The sequence below is a fragment of the Limnoraphis robusta CS-951 genome (genome assembly GCF_000972705.2).
In genome coordinates, this window is record NZ_LATL02000187.1 from 1 (window position 1) to 21,482 (window position 21,482).

The 21,482-nt window shown below is 42.1% G+C and carries 23 protein-coding genes; 14 read left to right on the plus strand and 9 right to left on the minus strand.

From position 1 onward, the window contains the following. Positions 1–220: 220 nt before the first annotated feature. Positions 221–2,722, minus strand: coding sequence for a dynamin-like GTPase family protein (locus tag WN50_RS16160; protein ID WP_046276631.1), 2,502 nt, complete (start codon positions 2,720–2,722; stop codon positions 221–223). Positions 2,723–3,177: 455 nt separating this feature from the next. Between WN50_RS16160 and WN50_RS16165 the strand changes: the two genes are divergently transcribed. After that, the gene (locus WN50_RS16165; protein ID WP_046276632.1) at positions 3,178–3,384 is read left to right on the plus strand and encodes a hypothetical protein; all 207 of its coding nucleotides are present in this window, start codon (positions 3,178–3,180) and stop codon (positions 3,382–3,384) included. Between the two features lie 33 nt (positions 3,385–3,417). Here the strand turns inward: WN50_RS16165 and WN50_RS16170 are convergent, their stop codons facing one another. Further along, on the minus strand, positions 3,418–4,794 hold the full coding sequence (locus tag WN50_RS16170; RefSeq protein ID WP_046276633.1) for a response regulator: 1,377 nt from the start codon (positions 4,792–4,794) through the stop codon (positions 3,418–3,420). A gap of 177 nt (positions 4,795–4,971) precedes the next feature. Then, entirely contained in the window at positions 4,972–7,158 is a 2,187-nt protein-coding gene (locus WN50_RS16175; protein WP_046276634.1) for a hybrid sensor histidine kinase/response regulator, read from the minus strand. Between the two features lie 493 nt (positions 7,159–7,651). Between WN50_RS16175 and WN50_RS16180 the strand changes: the two genes are divergently transcribed. Further along, positions 7,652–8,254 (plus strand): superoxide dismutase, encoded by a 603-nt coding sequence (locus WN50_RS16180; RefSeq protein WP_046276635.1) that lies wholly within the window; start codon positions 7,652–7,654, stop codon positions 8,252–8,254. Positions 8,255–8,379: 125 nt separating this feature from the next. Beyond that, on the plus strand, positions 8,380–8,598 hold the full coding sequence (locus tag WN50_RS16185) for a hypothetical protein (RefSeq protein ID WP_046276636.1): 219 nt from the start codon (positions 8,380–8,382) through the stop codon (positions 8,596–8,598). 143 nt (positions 8,599–8,741) lie between these two features. Here WN50_RS16185 and WN50_RS16190 read toward each other — a convergent pair whose 3' ends face one another. Beyond that, a complete protein-coding gene (locus WN50_RS16190; RefSeq protein ID WP_046276637.1) occupies positions 8,742–8,975 on the minus strand; it encodes a hypothetical protein in 234 nt (77 codons plus the stop codon). Positions 8,976–9,180: 205 nt separating this feature from the next. Here WN50_RS16190 and WN50_RS16195 point away from each other — a divergent pair, with 205 nt between their 5' ends. Together WN50_RS16195 and WN50_RS16200 are read left to right on the plus strand one after the other, a co-directional pair. After that, entirely contained in the window at positions 9,181–10,407 is a 1,227-nt protein-coding gene (locus WN50_RS16195) for a hypothetical protein (RefSeq protein WP_046276638.1), read from the plus strand. 184 nt (positions 10,408–10,591) lie between these two features. Then, on the plus strand, positions 10,592–11,815 hold the full coding sequence (locus WN50_RS16200; protein WP_046276639.1) for an RNA-guided endonuclease InsQ/TnpB family protein: 1,224 nt from the start codon (positions 10,592–10,594) through the stop codon (positions 11,813–11,815). A gap of 137 nt (positions 11,816–11,952) precedes the next feature. Here WN50_RS16200 and WN50_RS16205 read toward each other — a convergent pair whose 3' ends face one another. The 3 genes from WN50_RS16205 to psbN form a co-directional block, all read right to left on the minus strand. Further along, entirely contained in the window at positions 11,953–12,840 is an 888-nt protein-coding gene (locus tag WN50_RS16205; RefSeq protein WP_200906297.1) for an MBL fold metallo-hydrolase, read from the minus strand. 28 nt (positions 12,841–12,868) lie between these two features. Further along, entirely contained in the window at positions 12,869–13,969 is a 1,101-nt protein-coding gene (aroC, locus tag WN50_RS16210; protein WP_046276641.1) for a chorismate synthase, read from the minus strand. A gap of 233 nt (positions 13,970–14,202) precedes the next feature. Beyond that, positions 14,203–14,334 (minus strand): photosystem II reaction center protein PsbN, encoded by a 132-nt coding sequence (gene psbN, locus WN50_RS16215; RefSeq protein ID WP_046276642.1) that lies wholly within the window; start codon positions 14,332–14,334, stop codon positions 14,203–14,205. Between the two features lie 84 nt (positions 14,335–14,418). Between psbN and psbH the strand changes: the two genes are divergently transcribed. The 4 genes from psbH (at position 14,419) to WN50_RS16235 (ending at position 16,068) form a co-directional block, all read left to right on the plus strand. Then, entirely contained in the window at positions 14,419–14,622 is a 204-nt protein-coding gene (gene psbH / locus WN50_RS16220) for a photosystem II reaction center phosphoprotein PsbH (RefSeq protein ID WP_046276643.1), read from the plus strand. A gap of 154 nt (positions 14,623–14,776) precedes the next feature. After that, on the plus strand, positions 14,777–15,034 hold the full coding sequence (locus tag WN50_RS16225) for a TatA/E family twin arginine-targeting protein translocase (RefSeq protein WP_046276644.1): 258 nt from the start codon (positions 14,777–14,779) through the stop codon (positions 15,032–15,034). 129 nt (positions 15,035–15,163) lie between these two features. Further along, the gene (gene pth / locus WN50_RS16230) at positions 15,164–15,796 is read left to right on the plus strand and encodes an aminoacyl-tRNA hydrolase (RefSeq protein WP_049559805.1); all 633 of its coding nucleotides are present in this window, start codon (positions 15,164–15,166) and stop codon (positions 15,794–15,796) included. Between the two features lie 5 nt (positions 15,797–15,801). Beyond that, complete coding sequence (locus WN50_RS16235) at positions 15,802–16,068, plus strand: DUF3146 family protein (RefSeq protein WP_046276646.1); 267 nt, start codon at positions 15,802–15,804, stop codon at positions 16,066–16,068. A gap of 99 nt (positions 16,069–16,167) precedes the next feature. On the opposite strand, the gene psbA is transcribed toward WN50_RS16235, so the two are convergent. Continuing rightward, on the minus strand, positions 16,168–17,232 hold the full coding sequence (gene psbA / locus WN50_RS16240; protein ID WP_049559809.1) for a photosystem II q(b) protein: 1,065 nt from the start codon (positions 17,230–17,232) through the stop codon (positions 16,168–16,170). A 235-nt stretch (positions 17,233–17,467) separates the two neighbouring features. Here psbA and WN50_RS16245 point away from each other — a divergent pair, with 235 nt between their 5' ends. The 4 genes from WN50_RS16245 to WN50_RS16260 all read left to right on the plus strand — a co-directional run bounded on the left by WN50_RS16245 (position 17,468) and on the right by WN50_RS16260 (position 18,908). After that, entirely contained in the window at positions 17,468–17,764 is a 297-nt protein-coding gene (locus tag WN50_RS16245; RefSeq protein WP_046280567.1) for a type II toxin-antitoxin system TacA family antitoxin, read from the plus strand. After that, entirely contained in the window at positions 17,755–18,273 is a 519-nt protein-coding gene (locus WN50_RS16250; RefSeq protein WP_046280568.1) for a GNAT family N-acetyltransferase, read from the plus strand. The genes WN50_RS16245 and WN50_RS16250 overlap by 10 nt, the downstream gene beginning before the upstream one ends. Positions 18,274–18,360: 87 nt before the next feature. Then, on the plus strand, positions 18,361–18,558 hold the full coding sequence (locus tag WN50_RS16255) for a hypothetical protein (RefSeq protein ID WP_053221463.1): 198 nt from the start codon (positions 18,361–18,363) through the stop codon (positions 18,556–18,558). A gap of 2 nt (positions 18,559–18,560) precedes the next feature. Continuing rightward, positions 18,561–18,908 (plus strand): DUF433 domain-containing protein, encoded by a 348-nt coding sequence (locus WN50_RS16260; RefSeq protein WP_046280569.1) that lies wholly within the window; start codon positions 18,561–18,563, stop codon positions 18,906–18,908. Between the two features lie 25 nt (positions 18,909–18,933). Here the strand turns inward: WN50_RS16260 and WN50_RS16265 are convergent, their stop codons facing one another. Continuing rightward, complete coding sequence (locus tag WN50_RS16265) at positions 18,934–19,293, minus strand: hypothetical protein (protein ID WP_152964746.1); 360 nt, start codon at positions 19,291–19,293, stop codon at positions 18,934–18,936. 654 nt (positions 19,294–19,947) lie between these two features. Between WN50_RS16265 and WN50_RS16270 the strand changes: the two genes are divergently transcribed. Then, positions 19,948–21,354 (plus strand): helix-turn-helix domain-containing protein, encoded by a 1,407-nt coding sequence (locus tag WN50_RS16270; protein WP_049559812.1) that lies wholly within the window; start codon positions 19,948–19,950, stop codon positions 21,352–21,354. The last annotated feature ends 128 nt before the right edge of the window (positions 21,355–21,482 follow it).

Consider the following 21,482-nt stretch of genomic DNA (forward strand, 5'->3'; position numbering starts at 1 on the left):
CTTGAATCCCCCCTTGATCCCCCCTTAAAAAGGGGGGTTGGAGGAGGTTATTAATTAATTTTACCCCCACCAACCTCCTCTTTTATTACTCCCCTCTCCATTAAATAATAGTCCCATTAGGGACACCTTTTCCCTCTCCTAACCCCCCTTTCAAAGGGGGGCAGGGGGGATAGAGAGGGTAGGGAGAGGTTTGATCATCTCCTGGTAGTTAGGGGAGAGGTTAACGTTCAAACTCAGTCGAAACTAACCCATTTTCAGACTGATAAATCTCCGCAGGTTTTTCTTGTAAACTTTCCGTTGAACTCACCTCAAAAACAGGTAAAGTCAATAAATCCATCTCTGAAATTTCAGGTAACGTTTTGCGATCAAGTCGCATCGTTTCTAAACACTGGTTAACCCCTTTAACAGACTGATTGTAAGCCTCAATTTTTTGCTTTAACTCTACCTTTTGCTTCTCATTAATCATTAACTGTTCAGAAGCTTCTTTATCCAACGTTTTGGCTAAATGTTCACAAGCTTTATCATGCTGTTGCAAAATATGATTAGCCAGCTTTCGAGACGGTTCTAACAAATGATGAATTAGGGTTTTATTCACCGTTGGGCGATAAGTTCGCAGAATCGTTTCCTTAAGTTTTGGCTCAAAATCAATCTTCAACAATTGACGAATAGCAGGTTCCGCTTGCACCATACTTTCATAGTCATAACCCCGACAAGCTTCTTGTAAAACTTGACGCAATTGAAACACCGAAACCGTTCCTTCTGAATAAAATTCGGGACGTTCTCGAATATAGCGATCGCATTCGGTTTTAGACTCATTTACTAACGCCTCTTTCGCCCGTTCACACCAACGTTCTAAATTCTGTTCAACCCCGTTATCATTCCCCAACAAACGATACAGTTTGCTGTAAAAATCCGCTTTACGAACTCGTTCAGAAAGTTGATAAAAGAAATTATCCATCAACTCCTTAGACCCATCCTCCAAAACCACTTCTAACTCATTCGCCAAGTAATAGAAAGCCTCTGCTAAAATTCCCATCATCGGGACTACTGCATTGCGTTCATGGCTGGCTTGGGCGCGTTTATGAGTCTCCCCAACAGAGAAGCTTGTAATTAATACATCCAAACGACTAATCATTCGGTGCTGAAGCTTTTTAAAATCCTTCTCAAAAGCTAAATTTTCAGCACTTGCAACGACCAAATTTAACTCTTTTTCGATGTGTTTGCAAAAATCATCCCCAATTTGTTTGAGTTCGATATTTAGGTGTTTCAACTTCAGTTCTTTGAGTGCATCTACTTCACGGGGTTGACTCTCTAACTCCCGCCAAGCTTTCAGATAAGATTCTCGCAAACTAATACAAACCGATTGTAAATCCTTCGCTAACACTTCAAACAACTCGTGGCGTTTTTTGTCCATCAAATAGCCGGTCATTGCGTCCCGAAATTCCTCAACACCGCTATCTTGAATCAAATGTTCGAGAACCGAATTTCCCAAAGTATTGAGAATGGCGGTATATTTTTCATTCGGATGATCTGCAATTAAAACTTCTGGAGGAATGCGGAACTGGCTAGACGGTAAACGTCCCGAAACCAAACAATAACGGTTAAATTCATTCACAAACTGGGGCGTATTTTTAACCTCATTTTCGCTTTGTATATTCTCGGCGAAAATCGAATCTAAACCCCAACGATCAGATTGATAAGTTTGTTGTTGAACTAAGTTGCTATAAAACCCGAGTAATCCGCTAGTTTTGTAAATGCGAGTTGTATCGCGAAAATCAGTTCTGATAATCGTCTCTAATTTCAAACGCAACTCATCATTATACCAAGTCTCATCGATATAGTTAAACACATAAAACACGCGATTGAGAATTGCAGGCTTTCCTTTCATTTTTTCCAGAAGTTCGGTTTCTGGTGTTGTCATTGCTCCATTTTTTGCTACTGCCGGAACAAAAACAACCGCCGAAGTATCAGGATTTTCGATTTTATCGTAAGCAATTTGAGCGTCTTTTTTAACAGGTGCATCAATTCCTGGCGTGTCAATAATAACGTTACCATCTTTCAGCAAGTAATGATTGCAGTAATATTCAATTCGTTTGATAACCGCACTATTTTTACTCCGACGTGCATATTGTGCTGCTTCTTCAATGTTTTTAGCGTCAAACTGCTCCATCGAATAGGTTGCATTATTCAGGGTATGAATGCGATCGCGGTTTGCTTCAAATCCTTCTAATAGTAACTCCAATGCTTTCGCTTGTTTAGCTCGTTCCGAACGGGCTTCTCCGCCTTCTTGTTCTAAAATCTTTTGGGCTTGCTGTTGTAAATGTTGGCAAGTTTCCGGTTGATTAATATTTCCAACCAGAGGTAAATTTAACAGTTCGCACAGAGTTTTTACCTGTTCGCGAATTTCAACTTCACTCAAAAACGTCAGCACTACCCGTTCTTGATCTTGTTCCGCATAACGAATATAACATTCGGTTCCGGTGGCGTGTCCTTCGGCGCTGTAAAGCAATTTTCGCCCCAACAATGCGTTAATTAACATCGATTTTCCCGCACTAAAAGCCCCCGCAAAGACAATTTCAAACGTCGGAGAAATCACTTTATTGAGGGCGGCGCGTACCCCGCTCACATCCTGTTGTCGGAGTGTCGGTTCACTGTGTAGCAGTCCCAGCAGACTCTCAACCTGTTCTTGCAAATTTTGACACTGTGGTATACCCTGATTCATAATCACAAGCTCCTATTCGGGTTTCCCGAGAAAAGTAATATATTTAACATTGTTACCCGAGTATGGGGCTAGCGAAAACAGTGTTTTCCGGGTTTTCTAATGTATTAATAAACACTCAAGAAAAATTAGAACGTCCTAGAATATACTTACTCGTCGTTTATAAACCTGATTTCTCTTGATACTCACCAATCTTTACAGCCGAGGGGCGCACCTCCGCCGAGATGTATGTCTGTTATGAATAACCTATAGCGGTTTTCAATTTTTAGGCGATCGCACACCGCTATATTTCTCGGAAACATACATTGATCGCTGAACCCGCCCCTAGAGGACATCGGACACCCGACACCTGACTTGAAATGTTGAAATACTGTTTAGAAATCGGGTTGATGTGTATGTTCTGGTAAAATGAATACTGTCATTTGTCAAGTCTTTTTAGTCAAAAATTGTGTCGAATTATGGTTGAACCAAAAGACGAAAAATTAATCCGTTCTCTCAATCAACTGATTGAAGAACACGGCATAAAAACTGTTATTCAAGGACTAGCTTCTCATTGTCAGAAAGAAGCAGATTTCCTCAAAAAAGATCGCAGTACAGACTTAGCGAATAACTGGCAAAAGGCAGGAGAGTCTTTACAGGCTATAATTGATTCTTGGGGAACTTAAAGTTATTTTTTTAGGGTTTTTCTTCCCACTGAGTTAACAGCATGAACTGTCTATTTTCAGTTCTTCTTGACACCGTTTAATATACAATTCTGCTACAAGATCAGTGGGATCTTTTTCAATCACTTTTTGAAAATAGATTAAAGCTTGGGTTAAATCTCCTATTTGCCAAGCTTTAACCCCGGTTTCAAATAAAGACAATGTTGCGATTTTACTCACATCCATCAGATGATGTTGATTTCCAAAAAGTTCATAGATTTTAATGGCTTTTTGCTTTCCGCGAGGGGCGACTTTATCCAGCCAGCGATAATAAAATGAACTCGAATCTTTTTTTGATTTTTCTGTTAAGTTGATGTCGGTTAGTAAATTTGAGTTTAAAGACTGTTTCCAGTGAAAGATTGTCGCTTGACTAACGATAATTTTACAGCCATAGGTTTTAGTTAAACCTTCCAAACGAGAAGCCGTATTCACCACATCTCCAATAACCGTTGAGTCCATCCGACTTTCTGAACCCAATGTACCGATCATCCCAATTCCTGTATTAATTCCTATACCAATTTTTAGAGGTTCTTTAATTCTAAATTGAGAGCGTTCTTCGTTAAATTTTTCGAGACTTTGTTGCATCATTATCGCTGAATTTAGAGCATCTTGTGCATGAAGCTGTTCTCGATCAAAAACCGCCATGATCGCATCTCCGAGATACTTATCAATAAAGCCATAATTCGCGTCAATACAAGCACTCATTTGATTAAAAAACACATTTAACCATTCATACGTTTCACTTGCAGTTTGAGACTCAGCAATGGTTGTAAAGCCGCGAATATCGCAGAATAAAATCGTTAATTCTTCTTCGGTGAAATTTCCTAATTTTATCGATTCAAAACCTTGAGGAGCAATTCGTTCAAGAAATTGTTCAGGAACAAATAACCGTAATGTTTCAGAAAAATATTCCTTAACCTGCACTGCAACTGCACCTTTTCTATCACTTTCATAAAGCGTTTGATTATAGGTTTTAAAGCTTTTGTTTCGCATTTTATGGAGTTTCAATGTACTCGAAACTTTCGCCAAGAGCAAGCGACTATTAAACGGTTTTGTAATATAATCATCCCCCATCAATTCTAGCCCTCTCAGACGAGAATTATCATCATTTAAAGCAGTCAGAAATATCACAGGTGTCACTTGGAGTTGCTGATCTTTTCGCAGATAATCACAGACTTCAAACCCATTCATCTCGGCCATCATTATATCCAACAATACTAAATCTGGCAATGTGGTTTTTGCCAGTTCGATAGCTTCTATTCCCGATGCTGCTAAGAGAACTTCATAACCTTGTGATCCTAAAAGTTCTTCTAATAAAATAAGATTAGCAGGTTCATCATCAACAACTAAAATATGAGGTGAGCGCTCTGACATAGGGTTAGTAAATGATCAGACGGGGCAATCAGACAAAACAAATAGATCAAATTAGGTTAAATTAAATTTTCCCTAAAAATCCTTTCGCTTTAACCTTAATATTGATCAGTAAATATTTGCTGTAGAATGCCCCTAAGACTTATTTTTTTAAATACAAAAATTTTTTCAACCCAGTCTCTAACTCTGGAGTAATGATTTCACCGTCGCTAATACTTGATCCACATCCAAAGGTTTGCTGAGGTAAGCCACTGCACCCGCCGCCAAACAGCGATCACGATCTCCTGCCATTGCCATCGCCGTCACCGCCACCACTGGAACAGACTGCCAAATAGAATGTGCCTTAAGTTGACGCATTAGTTCAAACCCATCAACTTCAGGAAGTTGAATATCCATTAAAATCAGATCAGGTAACATACTCGCCTGTACAAATGGTGAGTTAATCATCTCCATCATCGTTTGACCTTCACAAATCAGTTCAACCTGATAGCCTTCTAACTCCAAAATCTCCGAAACCAACAACTGATTAAAGGGTTGATCTTCGACAACTAAAATGCGAGGAGCATTACGAGGATCAGAATTTGAACTAAGAGTTGCACTAGACAAGGTTTCCAAAGAGGGTTCAGACTGTTCATCGCTTTGTGTAAGAGTTTGTCGCATTTCCGTTAAGGGAAGCCAAACCCGAAACCGACTTCCAGTATTCACCTCAGACTGCAAAGAAACAGTACCCCCATGCAGTTCAGCCAAACGTTTTGTCAGAGCCAAACCCAAACCCGTCCCCTCATGTCGTCGCGTCAGTGAAGCGTCCACCTGTTGAAAAGGACGAAAAAGTAGATGCCAACGGTTTTCTGGAATGCCTATCCCTGAATCTTGTACTTCCAAACACAGGTATGGCGTACTAGCATTAACCGGAGAACAGTCGGGACGATAATCTCCCTGCATCTGGCTCCCGTAAGCCAAGCGTCCACTGAGTTTGACGCTGCCTGCTTCGGGTGTAAACTTGACCGCATTGGAGAGTAAGTTAATGATGATTTGTCGAACTCGACGCTCATCAAGCAACACCTGGTTGATCCGATAATCCAATTCTAGCGACAAAGCCAGTCGTTTTTTATCTGCCCGAGGTTGGATCATCTTCAGGCACTCGCTGCAAAGGCGATGAATCTCAACCGCTTGAAGATTCAGTTCAGTCTTTCCTGCTTCGATTTTCGATAAATCTAAAATATCGTTGATCAGTTGGAGGAGGTGTTGACCGCTTTTTTCGATCAGTTTCACATGATTGATTTGGCGGTGATTCAGTTCACCGGAAATTTGACGTTTCAGCAAGTCAGAAAATCCTAAAATGCTATTGAGGGGCGTTCGTAGTTCATGGGACATAGAAGCCAGAAACTCCGATTTCATCTGAGAAGCCCGTTCTAAGTCTTCGTTAATTTGCCGGAGACGGTCTTGAGACTGAGCGCGTTCAATGGCGGCTCCGAGGGTTCTACAAGCCGCATAGAGCATATCCCGTTGAGGATAGGCTTGCAGTTGTTCAAGGTTGCGAGACTCTAGCGTTAAGATTCCAATAATCCGACCGTCTATGGCCGGAATTGGAAAAATCCCCAACTGTCCAATCCCTGGATGACGAAAACCCGGTACTGCCTTGGAATGATGGGCATAGTCTTGAACATAGACGGGCTGACCTGTTTCGACGACTTCCCAGAGTAAGCCTTGACCGTAAGGAATGCCTTGATCGAGTAATTTTTGCATCTCGGCGACGGCGGGTTCTCCGTAGCTGGCGATAAATTGACTGGATATTTCGTTATTAATCGGGCCTGCTTGTCGTTGATTGCCCTCTCCGGTCACGACTTTGACATCCCCGAAAGCGGCATTCATCACACGCACGAGGTAGTTGAGCGCAAACTGAGCAATTTCTCGCAGGTTATCGGAGTTTTGCAAACGTTCATTTAAACCCAGTAGGAATTTTAACCGTCGTACTTCAGAGTTGAGGTTGGCTTGGGAGTTGCGGTAGTAAGTGACCTCTCGAAAGGTAAATAAGCATCCCCCACTCGGCATGGTAGTCGTGTAAACTTCTAGACAAACCCCGTTCTTTTGTTCTAGGCAAAAAGCCGACCCTTGAGATTCAGATTTCAGCAAACAAGCTTTTAAATGTTGACACTGTTCCTCGCTCCAGTACCCTTGGTTGACAATTTCTCTAAAAACCTTCTCAAAATCAGGTTGACTCGCCAGGAGTTCGATTGATAAGCCCCACAACTCCGTTAGTTTGAGGTTGAATAGGATCAGATGAGCGTTTTGATCAAATAGGGCGATCGCATTGTCGATTTGGTTTAATATTAATTCTTGTTCCTCCCTCCATTGCTGCAAGCTCATCAGTAGTTTGTCCTTTTCGTTTATTATGACCCTCTTTTGAGAGGTACAAGCCACGCTTCACTCGTTTTCCTGAAAATTTAGGTTGAACGGGATTATCAGCGTTATAAACGGGCATTTCATCCGTTATGGAAATCACAACCCGGGTTTCTATCTGACGGTAGAGGCAAAATCAAGATGGCAGTAGGTATTATACCTAAAGTTTAGGGGACTGAATCCGTCAAGACTGGACAGCTTGACTCGCTTGTTGAGTCCGAAGCAAGCCCAGCCTTTTAAAGGCGGTATACCGATGACCCCTCTACTGGCAATTTGTTCAAATCCGCAAAAAAGTTTTAGCTTTGATCCGGTTTGTTATAAAATGAAATCAATGTAAAGATTTATGTAGACCAGATGAGAAACTCGTTGTTATCCCTTTAGGGAGAGGGCGAGTGATGGTAGGCTCATAGCCTATCACAGTCAACTCAGATCTACAGTCGTTGAGAGAGGATTGAACACGATGGCTTTTGAACTTCCAGAATTACCCTATGCCGCAGATGCTTTAGAATCCTCTGGGATGTCTAAGGAAACATTTTCATACCATCATGGCAAGCACCACGCCGCTTACGTTAAAAACCTGAATGGCATGATTGAGGGAACAGATTTAGCAGGTTCGTCCCTCGAAGAGATTGTTAAAGCAACCGCCAATGATCCCGGCAAAGCGGGTATTTTTAATAATGCCGCTCAAGTTTGGAATCACAGCTTCTTCTGGCACTGCATGAAACCCGGTGGAGGCGGAAAGCCGGATGGCGCATTAGCCGAAAAAATTACTGCGGACTTCGGCAGCTATGAAGCGTTTGTAGAAGAGTTCAAAAAAGCAGCAGCTACCCAATTTGGTAGCGGTTGGGCGTGGTTAGTCTTAGACAATGGTACGCTCAAAGTCACAAAGACTGCTAATGCTGCTAACCCCATCGTTGAAGGAGCAATTCCTTTACTGACTTTGGATGTCTGGGAACACGCTTATTATCTCGACTTCCAAAATGCTCGTCCGGGTTACATTGAGAATTTCTTAGAGAAGTTAGTCAACTGGGATTTTGTTGCTGAAAATTTAGCAGCCGCTTAGTCGTCACAATCAGCAATTGCCTGTAGCGATTGGGTTGCACAACAAATATTGTTAAACTGAGAAGGCAGTCACAGGTCTAAGAGTGGCTGCCTTTTCCATCGCTGTTGTCGTCTTGTGATCTTTATATGAATAGTGAAAATTTAGCCAAGTATATCGAAGCAACTGAGGGGATCTCGAAACCTTGGTTATTGGTTCAACTGCGATTGCAGAAACTTCAGGAACGTCGTTCGCAGCTTGATTTTGAAGCGTATTTACAAGAGTTAGCAGATATTCAGAAAGACTTGATGAACTTGGGTGAATGGTGGGTTGGTCTTGAAGAGGAAGTGTTTGGAACAGATCGTTAATAGATCAGCTATCCCATAAAACTAATAAATTAGCCTGCGAATCCTAGTCATTCACGCGCTTCTCAAGGATATTGCCAGGGCAACAAACAAATTAACGGTTCATGGTAGATTGACCTTGAACTGGAGGTTGAACCCCAGTCCAGTCATCGGGTAGAACAAGATAAGGCTCGTTCAGATTCACGCTTTTGTCTGAGTAATTCCCGTGATTCTTGTCTGACTTGACCCGCCATAGCAGCAAGCTGCAAGTTGACAAAAGCATTCATCTCTTCCACTCCATAGCGAGTCGTTTGTAACAGTTGCCGTAGTCGTTCTTCGGCTTCTAAACTCAGATAGCCTGTACTTAAAGCATGGTTAACAACGTCGTGAATGCAACTCATAGTCGGATTTTCCTCTTTCACAGTAGCTCGTTCCTCTCAGTATCCGAATATTCACGTCGCCACCTGCGAGACGAAAACATCGGCACTTATCATGTCATTAGGAGCGACTCTGAAAATTTATGCAGCTTTGACAGGTAATCTGTCCTGTAAAATCTTGTGATTTAGATCACCAACCCAGACTGTAAAGGAATTGAAGTAAATACCTATGGAATCCGCACACCAAACCTTACTGCAACAACTCACTTCTCTGTCCAAACGTCATTCGAGCTTAGGCTCTCGTCTCTGTTTAGCGGCTCAAGAACTTCAGCAAGTTGGCACACCTATCTCAGAACAATTACTTGAGGAATTGGTTAAATACAATCGGGACTTCAACTGCCTCCAACAAGAGGTGATTGCAGAAGGTGAATCGATTTCTCCAGAGGGAATTTCCCTCTCAGACTTAGAAAAGCGACTCCATCAGAAAGTTCAGCCGATCAACTCTCAAAATTTACGCTCCCAAGCCTTAATCGTCTTGGAACGGGTTTTGAGTCTAACGCACAAGGATCAGGGGACTTTTGCACCCTTACAAACGGTTAAACAAGCTGCCACTCAACTGCGAACTCAAATTACAGATCCAACGGTTGAACTTTCTACAGAAGTCGAAGCACTAATTGCGGGTGAACATCCTTTAAGAGCTTTGCTGACTTTGATAGAAACTTCAGAGAGTTTGGATGATGAACATTGGGTGATTCTCGAAGAAAAGGTTGCAGCTTCTTTTGGGAAAGCCTTAGCAGTGGCGATTTCTCGCGGTAAAATCGCTCTGTCTGTCTCCGAAACTGTTTCTACTTCTTTACCTCCTGCGGCTAACCCTGATATTGTCATTTTGGGTGAACCGACTTCTCTGGCACCTCAAGATGTAATTATTGTTCCGAGTCTTGAAGTTCCCAAAATACTCCCCACAATTGACGGAACAAATATTGTTTTTGGAAATGCTCCCATTTCAGGAAAATCTACTCCTCCTCAAGTCAGTCAACTCAAGCCTGTTGGTTTGAAGCTGAGAGTTTCTATTCAAAGACTCGGCGATCGCGAATATGGCGCGAATGAATATGCGGGAACTCGTGGCCAGGGTCTTGCTTTAGAAGCATTTCAAATTAGTATTGTTCCTCCGGTTCCCGGTTTGAGTTTACGTTATGGGGCGCATATTTCAGAAGTAGGAGATACTCCGATGATTTCTGAAGGATCTCGCGTTGGCGAACCGGGTAAAAACCGCCAAATTGAGGGATTTTCTATTGAACTGACCGGGCCACAAGCCTCGAACTACAATATTTTTTACACGGCTCACGTCCAAAATGTCGGTGATGTTCCGGTTTGTTCTAATGGGAAATTCTGCGGGACTCGTGCTAAGGCGTTGCGGGTTGAGGGGATGCAAGTTTGGATACAACCGAAGGCTTGAATCTGTTCTTCTTCCTAGTCTAGATTTTGGCGATCGCTATTTTTACCTAGTTGCGACGAGAATGCTCTGGCCACAATCTCTGATTTGGCGATGTGATGAATCGTCGCCAATTAAATAAAGCCCGATAGGGCAGCCTTATCCTCAATCGGCGTCGTATGATTTTAGCATGAGTTAAGCGTGATAAATGTTAGTATTCGAGACTAAATTGTACGGAACAAAAGAACAGTTTGCCATCTTGGACGAAGTTCTAAGAACGGCTATGTTTGTCCGTAATAAGTGTTTGCGTCTCTGGGAAGATAAGCAAGCAAAGTCTCGAAACGACCTTTATCGCTATTGCAAGACTTTGGCTAAATCGTTCACTTGGGCAAAAAAGCTCAATTCTCAGGCACGTCAGGCAATGGCGGAACGAGCTTGGGCAGCGATTGCTCGGTTCTACGATAATTGTAAGTCTGGGAAAGTTGGCAAAAAAGGATATCCCAAATACAAGCACTATCAAACCCGTTTATCCGTAGAGTATAAGACTAGCGGATACAAACTATCGGAGACGAAAGACCAAATCACTTTCAGCGATGGCTTTAAAGCAGGAACTTTCAAAATGCGGGGTGGTCGTGACCTGAACTACTACCAACCTTCTCAGATTAAAAGAGTAAGGATTGTTCGCCGTGCCGATGGATATTATTGCCAATTTGTTGTTGATCAAGAACGGATTAACACCAAAAAACCAACTAATCACACTGTCGGTCTAGACGTTGGAATCTCCCACTTTTACACTGACTCTGACGGCAATCAAGTTGATTATCCCCAATACTTAAGACAGTCTGAGAAACAACTGAAATGGGAACAGAGACGATTATTTAAAAAGCAAAAAGGTTCTAAAAACCGTGCTAAGGCAAGAAATCGTCTAGGATGCAGACACCTAAAAGTCCAACGCCAGCGTAAAGACTGGGCAGTAAAACTAGCTCGGTGCGTGGTCATGTCGGCAGACGTGGTGGCGTATGAAGACTTGAAGGTGTCTAATTTAGTTAAAAATCATTGCCTTGCCAAGTCCATTTCTGATGCGGCTTGGTATCAGTTTCGGCAATGGATTGAATATTTAGGCAAAGTCTTTGGTGTAGTCACGGTAGCGGTTCCACCCCACTACACCTCCCAAAAATGTAGTTCATGTGGTTCGGTTGTTAAGAAAACGCTCTCGCAGAGAACTCATATTTGCCAGTGCGGATGCAAGTTAGACCGTGACCATAATGCTGCGCTAAACATTTTGGAGCTTGGACTCCGTACCGTAGGGCATACGGGAACGCAAGCCTGTGGACACGACGACCACTGCACTGAAACTGGAGACAGTTTTGATGTAAGTTGTGTGGATGAAGCAGGAAACCCTGTCTGTGAAGATAGGAATCCCCCGCTATAATCTCTGATTTAACGGGGGAGGATGTCAAGCTAATTTTTACGCGAAGAAGGCGATCGCTCAGTCTTGAACAACCGCATCTTTGACTACAGTTTTCCTCGTCACTGTGATTGAAAATTGAATCAATCCCCAAATGCGGGCTAAACGCCAATCGGCAAAATTAAACCTTCTCGCGCCATAATTGCTTTAGGAAAGACCGCTTGTACTTCCTGCTCTACCTGATCCAAAAAGTCATCACTGTGGGTTGGATCATGATGGAAAATCACAACTCGCTTTACCCCTGCGGCTTTTGCCATTTTAACCGCTTCTTGCCAGGTTGAATGTCCCCAACCTATCTTCGGAGATTTGGGGCTGTGATATTCTTCATCGGTATACATGGCATCGTAAATCAGAACATCGGCATCTTTGGAGAGGTTCAACACATTTTCATCGATACCATCGGGTAAATGTTCTGTATCTGAACAGTAAACCACACTGCGACCATTCCAAGTAATCCGATATCCCATCGCTGTATTCGGATGGTTCAGTTGTCCAGTTTCGATTTTAATATCATCAAGCATCATCGAATTTCCTGCCTTGAGTTCATAGAACCTCAAGTCCGCCCGTAAACCTTTCAGGGGAACCGGGGAATTCGGATGCAGAATTCGTTCAATAAAATGCTGTTTCATTGATTCCCCTTCTGGAGGAATTGCACCATAAATATGGAAGCAGTTACCGGGAAGAAATGCCGGGGTAAATAGCGGAAAGCCCTGAATGTGATCCCAGTGGTAATGGGTAAAAAACATATAAGCTTCTATGGGCATTTCCGCCATCAAAGCATCGCCTAACATTCGCAAACCCGTACCACCATCAAAGATTAACCGTTTACCCGCCACCCGCATTTCTAAACAAGAGGTATTTCCCCCATAGCGAATGGTACTTTTTCCAGGAGTGGGAATACTCCCTCGCACTCCCCAGAACTGAACCACAAAATCGTCTGGATTAAAAGAAGAATAGTTGGGTTTTGGGCTATCGAGAGAAGTTACCATAGTAAGCGTGGTCGCGGTTTCCATGTCGTTAATCTTCAGGCTTTAAAGTTCCACATTGACCCTGATGACGTAACAAATGATCGCACAACACGAGTGCAACCATTGCCTCTACCATCGGGACGGCTCTTGGCAGGACGCAGGGATCGTGTCTTCCCTTTGCTGCCAGTAATGTTTCTTCTCCCTCACGGGTAACGGTGCGCTGCTCTTTGCGAATGGTCGCCGTTGGCTTAAAAGCCACCCGTAAGATGATATTCTCTCCGTTTGAGATGCCCCCTTGAATACCACCGGAGCGGTTGCTCACGGTGCGGATTGTTCCCTGTGAGTCCGTATAATATTCGTCGTTATGTTCACTCCCGGTCAAAAGGGTACCTGCAAAACCCGAGCCGATTTCAAATCCTTTACTTGCGGGTAAGGACATCACCCCTTTGGCGAGATCTGCTTCTAGTTTATCAAATACAGGAGAACCGAGTCCTTTTGGCATATTTCTGGCAACACATTCGACGACACCGCCAATCGAATCACCCTGATCACGCACTTGTTCGATCAGTTCTATCATTTTTTGGGCGCATTCGGCATCTGGACAGCGAACAATATTGCTTTCGACTTGTTCTAGTGTTACCGTATCGAGATCGACAATCCCTTCTAGGTCTTTGATTCGTTTGACGTAACCCACGATTTCCACGCCAACGACTTGCTTTAATATTTTTTTGGCGATCGCTCCTGCGGCGACTCGTCCAATGGTTTCTCGGGCTGAAGATCGTCCGCCTCCTTGCCAGTTGCGAATGCCATACTTGGCATCGTAGGTCGCATCGGCGTGAGAGGGACGATAGGCTGTTTCCATTTGACTATAATCTTGAGGGCGAGTGTCTTGATTTCGCACTAAGATTGTTAGCGGAGTTCCCAGGGTTTGACCTTCAAACACACCACTGAGGATCTCACAGGTGTCGGTTTCCTTTCGGGGTGTGGTAATCTTGCTTTGTCCAGGACGGCGGCGATCCAACTCGGCTTGAATTTCAGATGCGTCAATCTTCAATCTTGGTGGGCATCCATCGATCACCACACCGACTCCGCCTCCGTGAGATTCACCAAAGGTGGTGATGCGAAATAAATGCCCAAAACTATTCCCCATAGTTAATAGATGATTGTCAAGATAACATTTCCCCGCATTGATTCTAGCAAATCTTGGTTTTTTGAGATGAGCTTGATCCCCATCCCCACCTTGATTATTATTCCCTCACTTCACATCGCAGATGATCACCAGAGACTCTAAGGGGCAGGTTTGAGGCAATCGCGTTTTGAACTCAAGCGACCTACTGCCATGCCCCAAAGGGGTCTAAGATTGCTACACTGATTTACAATGTTTTAATCTTCGTGATCTTCAAAGGGATCGCTCAATTCCTTAGAAGGAGGCCCGAAAGCCGTGTAGACGGAGTAGGCTGTAATGACGACCACCACAGCCGCGATCGAAATGTTAAGAGCTATTGCAGGTTCCATAAGGTTAATCTAATTTGACACTCATCCTTATATAATATTACGAAACATTAAAATTTGTTGTCGATTTAAATAAGCAGGTAACTTATGGCACAACGCACTTGGTTAGGAGATGTCTTACGTCCTCTGAACTCCGAATACGGTAAAGTAGCCCCCGGCTGGGGTACAACTCCCCTGATGGCAGTTTTTATGGTGTTGTTCTTTGTCTTTCTGTTGATCATCTTACAGATTTACAACTCCTCACTGCTGCTTGAAAGCGTTGATGTAGACTGGGCTAACTTAACTCGCTAAGAGATTGTTAGGCGTAGGAATTTCGGGGAGAGCAGCCTAATTGCTGTGATCATGTGAAATGAGTCCATATTTCACGGTTAAAGGTTTTAAGCGGGATATTCCCTAACCTATGCCTAACTGAAAAAATTCGAGGAAACAGCTAGGAGAGATCATTGTGAACATCTTTGGAATCGGTTTGCCGGAAATGGCTGTTATACTTGTTTTGGCTTTGTTAATCTTCGGCCCGAAAAAGTTACCGGAGATTGGTAGCAGTCTCGGAAAAGCCATTCGAGGATTTAAAGAAGCTTCACAGGAATTTGAGAATGAGTTCAAACGAGAAGCCAAACAGTTAGAAGAAGCGACAAAAGTGAGTAAATCTCAACCTGAAAAAGTGATCACTGAGGCTTCTACGGATGAAGCGGTTGATGTTTAAGATTAATAAGTGTTGAGATCAATGTTAAGAACAAAAATTGTCATAAATTTAGGGAGAACAGTCGAACTTTCTCCCTGTTTTAATTCGTAGTCATCACAATCATTACAACACAACTTCTATTCATCAACCATGACGGAGGCTTCTTCACCCCAAACCTTAATCATTCCTCAACTGATTGTCGGTTTAGGGAATCCTGAGTCAAAATATGATCGCACCCGACATAACATCGGTTTTGCTGCTGTTGATAGTTTATCGACAACTTGGCAAATATCTCTATCTGAAAACCGCAAGTTTCAAGGACAATTTGGGGAAGGAATTTGGAGACGAAGCGATAAAATTAGACTCCTAAACCCCCTCACCTACATGAACCGTTCCGGGCAAGCGATTCAAGCCGTTCTCAATTGGTATAAACTTCCTCCAGAGTCTGTATTAGTGATTTATGATGACATGGATTTACCGATGGGGCGGTTACGGTTGCGACTGTCGGGTTCTGCGGGAGGTCACAATGGGATGAAATCGACTATTTCCCATCTCGGAACTCAGAACTTTCCCCGTTTACGAATTGGTATTGGGAAGCCAAAAGACCCAGCATCCAGTCAAACGGGAGAAACCATCTCTCATGTTTTGGGGAAATTTTCCCCCTCTGAAACCCTGGTGATGGATAAAGTGCTTAAACTGGTGTTAGAGGCGGTGGAATTAAGTCTTAAGCAGGGCGTTGAGAAAGCCATGAGCCTCTACAATAGTCGCAGTATTGACGAATAAACAGAGTGAGTTCTAGAGGTTTACCGGAAACGACCGCTTATGTCCAGGTGACACGTCAATCCTGGCAACAGGGCATTTTGGAAGGAGAAGTCAGTGCAGGCGGCTTTGAGTGGAGATTTCAGTGGCGATTTAGACGAAATAAAACCCTGATTATTCAACCCTCTCAAGGTCGTGCTTTAATTCACGAACCTTTAGGTCGGTTTCTCGAAAAATGCGACTATAAACTCGAACCTGGGGGGGATTATTCATTTACCATTCGGGCAAAATTTTAGGGTCTATAAAACCCAAGAATGTTCGATTTCATAATATTAAACAACTAAAAACGCCCCCCTAGTGGAGAGCGTTTCTTGGTTATTTAGTTAAGCTAGCAATTAGCCTTTGATAACAGGTGCAGACTCAACAGAAGCTAAGTCTAAGGGGAAGTTGTGAGCGTTGCGCTCGTGCATTACTTCCATACCCAGGTTAGCGCGGTTGATTACGTCTGCCCAAGTATTGATTACCCGTCCGCTAGAATCAATTACGGATTGGTTGAAGTTGAAACCGTTCAGGTTGAATGCCATGGTGGATACACCTAAAGCAGTAAACCAGATTCCGATTACCGGCCATGCTCCTAAGAAGAAGTGCAGGGCGCGTGAGTTGTTGAAGCTAGCGTATTGGAAAATTAAACGACCGAAGTACCCGTGTGCTGCTACGATGTTGTAGGTTTCTTCTTCTTGACCGAACTTGTAACCGTAGTTTTGAGATTCGGTTTCAGTTGTTTCACGAACCAAAGAAGATGTTACCAAGCTTCCGTGCATTGCACTGAACAGTGAACCACCGAATACACCTGCTACACCCAACATATGGAAGGGGTGCATCAAGATGTTGTGTTCTGCTTGGAACACTAACATGAAGTTGAAGGTTCCACTGATTCCCAGGGGCATACCATCAGAGAAGCTTCCTTGTCCAATCGGGTAGATTAAGAATACTGCGGTTGCTGCTGCTACAGGTGCAGAGTAGGCAACACAGATCCAAGGACGCATTCCTAAGCGGTAGGATAATTCCCATTCACGACCCATGTAGCAGAATACACCGATCAGGAAGTGGAAGATTACCAACTGGTAAGGGCCACCGTTGTACAGCCACTCATCGAGAGAAGCTGCTTCCCAGATGGGGTAGAAGTGTAAACCGATGGCGTTGGATGAGGGAACAACTGCACCAGAGATGATGTTGTTTCCGTACATTAAGGAACCGGCTACGGGTTCACGGATTCCGTCGATGTCAACCGGGGGTGCTGCTACGAAGGCGATGATGTAGCAGATGGTTGCAGTTAACAAGGTGGGGATCATCAACACGCCGAACCAGCCGATGTACAGGCGGTTGTTGGTGGATGTTACCCAGTTGCAGAACTGCGCCCAAACGTTGGCGCTTTCGCGTTGCTGTAAGGTTGTTGTCATGTTAGGTATGATTGCTATGTATTTTTCGAGGTTCGTTTGGTATCTATGTCTACTACATTAACGGCTTTATTACGGTTTGTAAAGTCTTTTAACAACAGGGTTTCTGATAGCTTTGATAAGCTGGGCTAATCAATAACGGTCGTGATTCCCGATGACAACGATTGTATTGACAACGTATACACAAAGCGTTAGGGTATAAATAGGCTTTTGTGAGTCTCTCAATCTAATACCGATTATGTCACCATCAGAATTTGAAACCCAAGCGGGTCAAACCCGTGACGTGACCATTAATATTCGAGCCAAACAGAATCAACGAGATTTAATTGATCATGCGGCTCAAATTAAGGGAAAAAGTCGCTCTGAGTTTATGCTCGAAGCTGCTTATGAAAAAGCCCAAAACATTCTTTTAGATCAATGTTTTTTTGGTTTAAATGAAGTCAGATTTCAAGAATTTTTAGATCGGCTAGATGAACCCCCAACCCTCAATCATCAATTGCAGCAATTGTTAACAACTAAGCCACTGTGGGATTAAATTCAGAATCAAACCGAATTACCCCGCCAGAAAAACTCAATTCATCTCATCAAATTGATAACTTTGATTCCGGCAATCATCAACTGAATGACTGGCTGAAAAAACGTGCTTTGAAGAATGAGTTAGAGGGAGGTTCACGCACTTATGTTGTTTGCGTTGGCAATGTCGTCATTGGATATTATTGTCTTGCTAGTGGGGCGGTAGCACAAACCATCGCAACAGATCGAGTTCGCCGTAATATGCCTGATCCAATTCCCGTGATGGTGATTGGCAGACTCGCAGTTGATCGGCAATGGCAAGGGAAAGGGATCGGTCGGGGTTTACTCCGAGATGCAATTCTTCGGACTTTACAAGCTGCTGAAATTGTCGGCATTCGGGCAATTCTTGTTCAAGCTATTTCTTTAGAAGCGAAACAGTTTTATGAGAATTGTGGATTTACGGTTTCACCCATTGAACCAATGATTCTGATGATAACCGTTAAAGATGCCATTTCTGCACTAGGTTTGTAAATTTTAATAAAGTATGACAAATCTAAAGAATCTAACGATTGAATACAATTTCAACTCTTACCTGAAATTTATTTATAATAAACGAAGATGGGAATACAAATTTCAATTTCTGATTCTGTTCTACAAGCAATTCGTTTACCTGAACAGCGTATTGAACAGGAATGGCGAGCGGATGATACAGAAGAAGCGATTGAAGGAATTAAACAAGGATTAGAGGATTTTGAACAGGGACGGTTTCGAGATTTTGAGCAATTTGCTGAAGAACAATATAACAGATCGTTGTAATTATGCAGTTAGAAGATTATTTAGAATTTATTAATCCTAATGAAATTCGTCTCAAAGGTCATCGTATTGGCATTGAGGATATTATCAAATATTATTTGGATGGATACACCCCAGAACAAATTTTACAAGAGCTACCTACCCTCAACCTTGAAAAAATCTATGCTGTGATTACCTATTATTTACAAAATCGTTCGGCGATGGATGCTTATCTATTGCGGTTATGGAAACAGCGAGAACAACATTATCAAGAGTTTATCACTCATCCTTCACCTTTAAGGCAACGTTTACAAGCGGTTAAGCAGCAACGAGAACAGGAGAAATTAAAACATGAAAGTTCGGTTTCTCCTTGATGAAAATTTGTCCCCAAAATTGAAGTTAGCGGTACAACGTTTTAGATTGACGAGTTTGACTGTTAATTGCAATTGCACAGGCTGTAGATATAAGATTTCGTGTTGCTTGAGATTGAGGAGTATAGTGTGTCGAATCTCCTTCTACAACCCAATAGTTATGTCTACAGCTAATTGTTGCATCTATTCTTTCGCTATCCAGATAATATGTCGCAGTTATGAATAACCCAGTACCTGCTGGTGTGCCTCTTGAGACAGAATCAGTATCGAGAGTCAGGGTTTCTCCGGTGGAAGCTGTACCAAGAACTACCATTTCAGCTTGGGCAGGTTGCAAGACAAAAGGAGCTAGGAGAGCGATCGCTAAACCTATCAATCTAAATTTATTCACGAATTTTCCTCTAAGTAATGTATATACGGTAGTGATACCTAAAAATGATATCAGGGTAGCTCTGACACCTGAAATAAGAGGAGGAGCCTCTATCATATATTCCCAGGCTCCTGCTTGGGAACGAGGTGAAAACAAATATAAAATCTACACTTATAAAAAGAATAGTGTAGATTGATTGCTATTAAAAATTAAATAATTGATAAGTAAGAATTTATTCAATTATTCATCCCAACATCTCTTGTGGCCATCAACGTATTTGCAAACCAACTTCCCGACAATCAAATGTTTCTTTATTTCATTCTTCTGTGAGTTATAAGTGTATGTATTGCTTACAGATACACTAGGTGTTAGATTCAAGGATGGACTTGCCAATACAGGTAAAACATTGCTTACAACAAGCAAAATGATTAAAAGGGAAAAGGAAAAAATTGTTGCTAATTTTTTCATGACTTTTTCTCTCCAACTGGATTTCTGAAACAACTGACTTGTTTTATTATATAAGAGTATTTTAGATGTAACAATCCTAATAAGTAACATTAAGTCAGTAGTTTTATAAAGTTTTTTATCAATTTATCGAGGATAGACTTGCCAAAGTACGGAAAAGTACGATAAATTAAGATAACCTTAAGCCAGACTTCACCCCCAACTCAATCTATGACTACTGAGGAACTCTTACATTGGGCGGATGACATTGTATTTACCAAAACAGGAAAACACCTCGATTCTGTAGAAATGGCTATCTTAGAAGGAACTTGGCAAGGATTAAAATATGAAGAAATTGGGAAAAGTTGCTATCGGAGTAAGTCCCATGTTAAAAATATAGCTTCCGAATTATGGAAGACTCTATCGGATTTGTTAGGAGAAGATATCAATAAAATGAATGTTCGCTCTATTTTAGAAAGAAAAGCAGTATCTAATATTTACAATTACGGTGAATCTTTGGAGATAGTTAGTAGTTATATTAATAGCCCTATCAATATTTATGGAGAAAAGATGCGATATTCAGAAGATACTAGACAGCGATCGCAATCTCCCTCAGAAACTTCACCAACCCAAAATCAATCAACAATCATCAATTTAATAGACGCACCCGAATTAACTACCTTTTACGATCGCACCTCAGAATTAACTACCCTCAAACAATGGATATTAGAAGATCATACTCGCTTAATTACCATTTATGGATTAAGTGGAATTGGAAAAAGTGCGATCGCCCTTAAACTCATCCAAGAAATTCATAGCGAATTTGACTATATTATCTGGAAAAGCCTTAATAACCTTCCTACGCTTTCAAGACTACAAACCGAACTTAAAGAATTTTTTTCTCAATCTCAACTCCAACCTTTATCTACAGTTATTGATTATTTTCGTAACTCTCGCTGTTTAGTAATTCTCGATGATATGCAGGATATTTTTAAAACAGGTGAATTAGCAGGTCAATATTTAGCAGAATATAAAGACTACGGAACATTTTTTAAACAAACTGTTAGAACTCCCCATCACAGTTGTATAATCCTAATCAGTTGGGAAAAACCCAGAGAAATTGCCACCTTAGAAGCTGAAAACCGACCGATTAAAACATTACACCTCAAAGGCTTAGGAGAAGAAGCGACAGAAATCCTGAGAGAAAAAGGATTAACTGATGAGCAACAATGGCTTGATTTAATCACTCGCTATCAAGGTCATCCCGTCTGGTTAAATCTAATCGCCTCAACCATATTGGAAGTATTTAATGGTAGGGTTTCCGAATTTTTAGAAGATAAAAATGATATATTTATAGGAGAGTTGTCCCCGAGTTTAGAAGTTAAGTTAGAACGATTATCACAGTTAGAAAAACAGGTTATTTCCTCATTGGCTGATCAACAGCAACCACTCAATATTTCTCAACAACTGACTGATGGGAAATTATCTAAGACAGACTTGTTGCAAGCCATTCAATCTTTAGTGAGACGGGGATTAGTGGAAAAAATATCAGAGGGAGAGCGATCGCTATTTATCCTAAATTCTATATTTCAACAATACATTAAATCTTTGTCAAACCCTAGACATGACAAAACATAATTAAACGTTTAGTGACCAATAGAGAACTCTTTTGATTGTAGCTCATCATCCGTCGATATTTAGCAATCAACAGTAATAACCTAGCTCAGAGCCATACATAAACAACTAAAAACGCCCCCCTGATGGAG

Excerpts from the sequence above, each read along its gene's own strand:
- WN50_RS16200 (WP_046276639.1), top strand. The coding sequence starts at position 10,592 with ATGTTAGTATTCGAGACTAAATTGTACGGAACAAAAGAACAGTTTGCC.
- WN50_RS16245 (WP_046280567.1), top strand. The coding sequence starts at position 17,468 with ATGTCACCATCAGAATTTGAAACCCAAGCGGGTCAAACCCGTGACGTG.
- WN50_RS16190 (WP_046276637.1), bottom strand. The coding sequence starts at position 8,975 with ATGAGTTGCATTCACGACGTTGTTAACCATGCTTTAAGTACAGGCTAT.
- WN50_RS16165 (WP_046276632.1), top strand. The coding sequence starts at position 3,178 with ATGGTTGAACCAAAAGACGAAAAATTAATCCGTTCTCTCAATCAACTG.
- psbH (WP_046276643.1), top strand. The coding sequence starts at position 14,419 with ATGGCACAACGCACTTGGTTAGGAGATGTCTTACGTCCTCTGAACTCC.
- WN50_RS16260 (WP_046280569.1), top strand. The coding sequence starts at position 18,561 with ATGCAGTTAGAAGATTATTTAGAATTTATTAATCCTAATGAAATTCGT.
- WN50_RS16170 (WP_046276633.1), bottom strand. The coding sequence starts at position 4,794 with ATGTCAGAGCGCTCACCTCATATTTTAGTTGTTGATGATGAACCTGCT.
- WN50_RS16175 (WP_046276634.1), bottom strand. The coding sequence starts at position 7,158 with ATGAGCTTGCAGCAATGGAGGGAGGAACAAGAATTAATATTAAACCAA.
- psbN (WP_046276642.1), bottom strand. The coding sequence starts at position 14,334 with ATGGAACCTGCAATAGCTCTTAACATTTCGATCGCGGCTGTGGTGGTC.
- WN50_RS16205 (WP_200906297.1), bottom strand. The coding sequence starts at position 12,840 with ATGGTAACTTCTCTCGATAGCCCAAAACCCAACTATTCTTCTTTTAAT.
- pth (WP_049559805.1), top strand. The coding sequence starts at position 15,164 with ATGACGGAGGCTTCTTCACCCCAAACCTTAATCATTCCTCAACTGATT.
- WN50_RS16180 (WP_046276635.1), top strand. The coding sequence starts at position 7,652 with ATGGCTTTTGAACTTCCAGAATTACCCTATGCCGCAGATGCTTTAGAA.
- WN50_RS16255 (WP_053221463.1), top strand. The coding sequence starts at position 18,361 with ATGGGAATACAAATTTCAATTTCTGATTCTGTTCTACAAGCAATTCGT.
- psbA (WP_049559809.1), bottom strand. The coding sequence starts at position 17,232 with ATGACAACAACCTTACAGCAACGCGAAAGCGCCAACGTTTGGGCGCAG.
- WN50_RS16160 (WP_046276631.1), bottom strand. The coding sequence starts at position 2,722 with ATGAATCAGGGTATACCACAGTGTCAAAATTTGCAAGAACAGGTTGAG.
- WN50_RS16195 (WP_046276638.1), top strand. The coding sequence starts at position 9,181 with ATGGAATCCGCACACCAAACCTTACTGCAACAACTCACTTCTCTGTCC.
- aroC (WP_046276641.1), bottom strand. The coding sequence starts at position 13,969 with ATGGGGAATAGTTTTGGGCATTTATTTCGCATCACCACCTTTGGTGAA.
- WN50_RS16270 (WP_049559812.1), top strand. The coding sequence starts at position 19,948 with ATGACTACTGAGGAACTCTTACATTGGGCGGATGACATTGTATTTACC.
- WN50_RS16185 (WP_046276636.1), top strand. The coding sequence starts at position 8,380 with ATGAATAGTGAAAATTTAGCCAAGTATATCGAAGCAACTGAGGGGATC.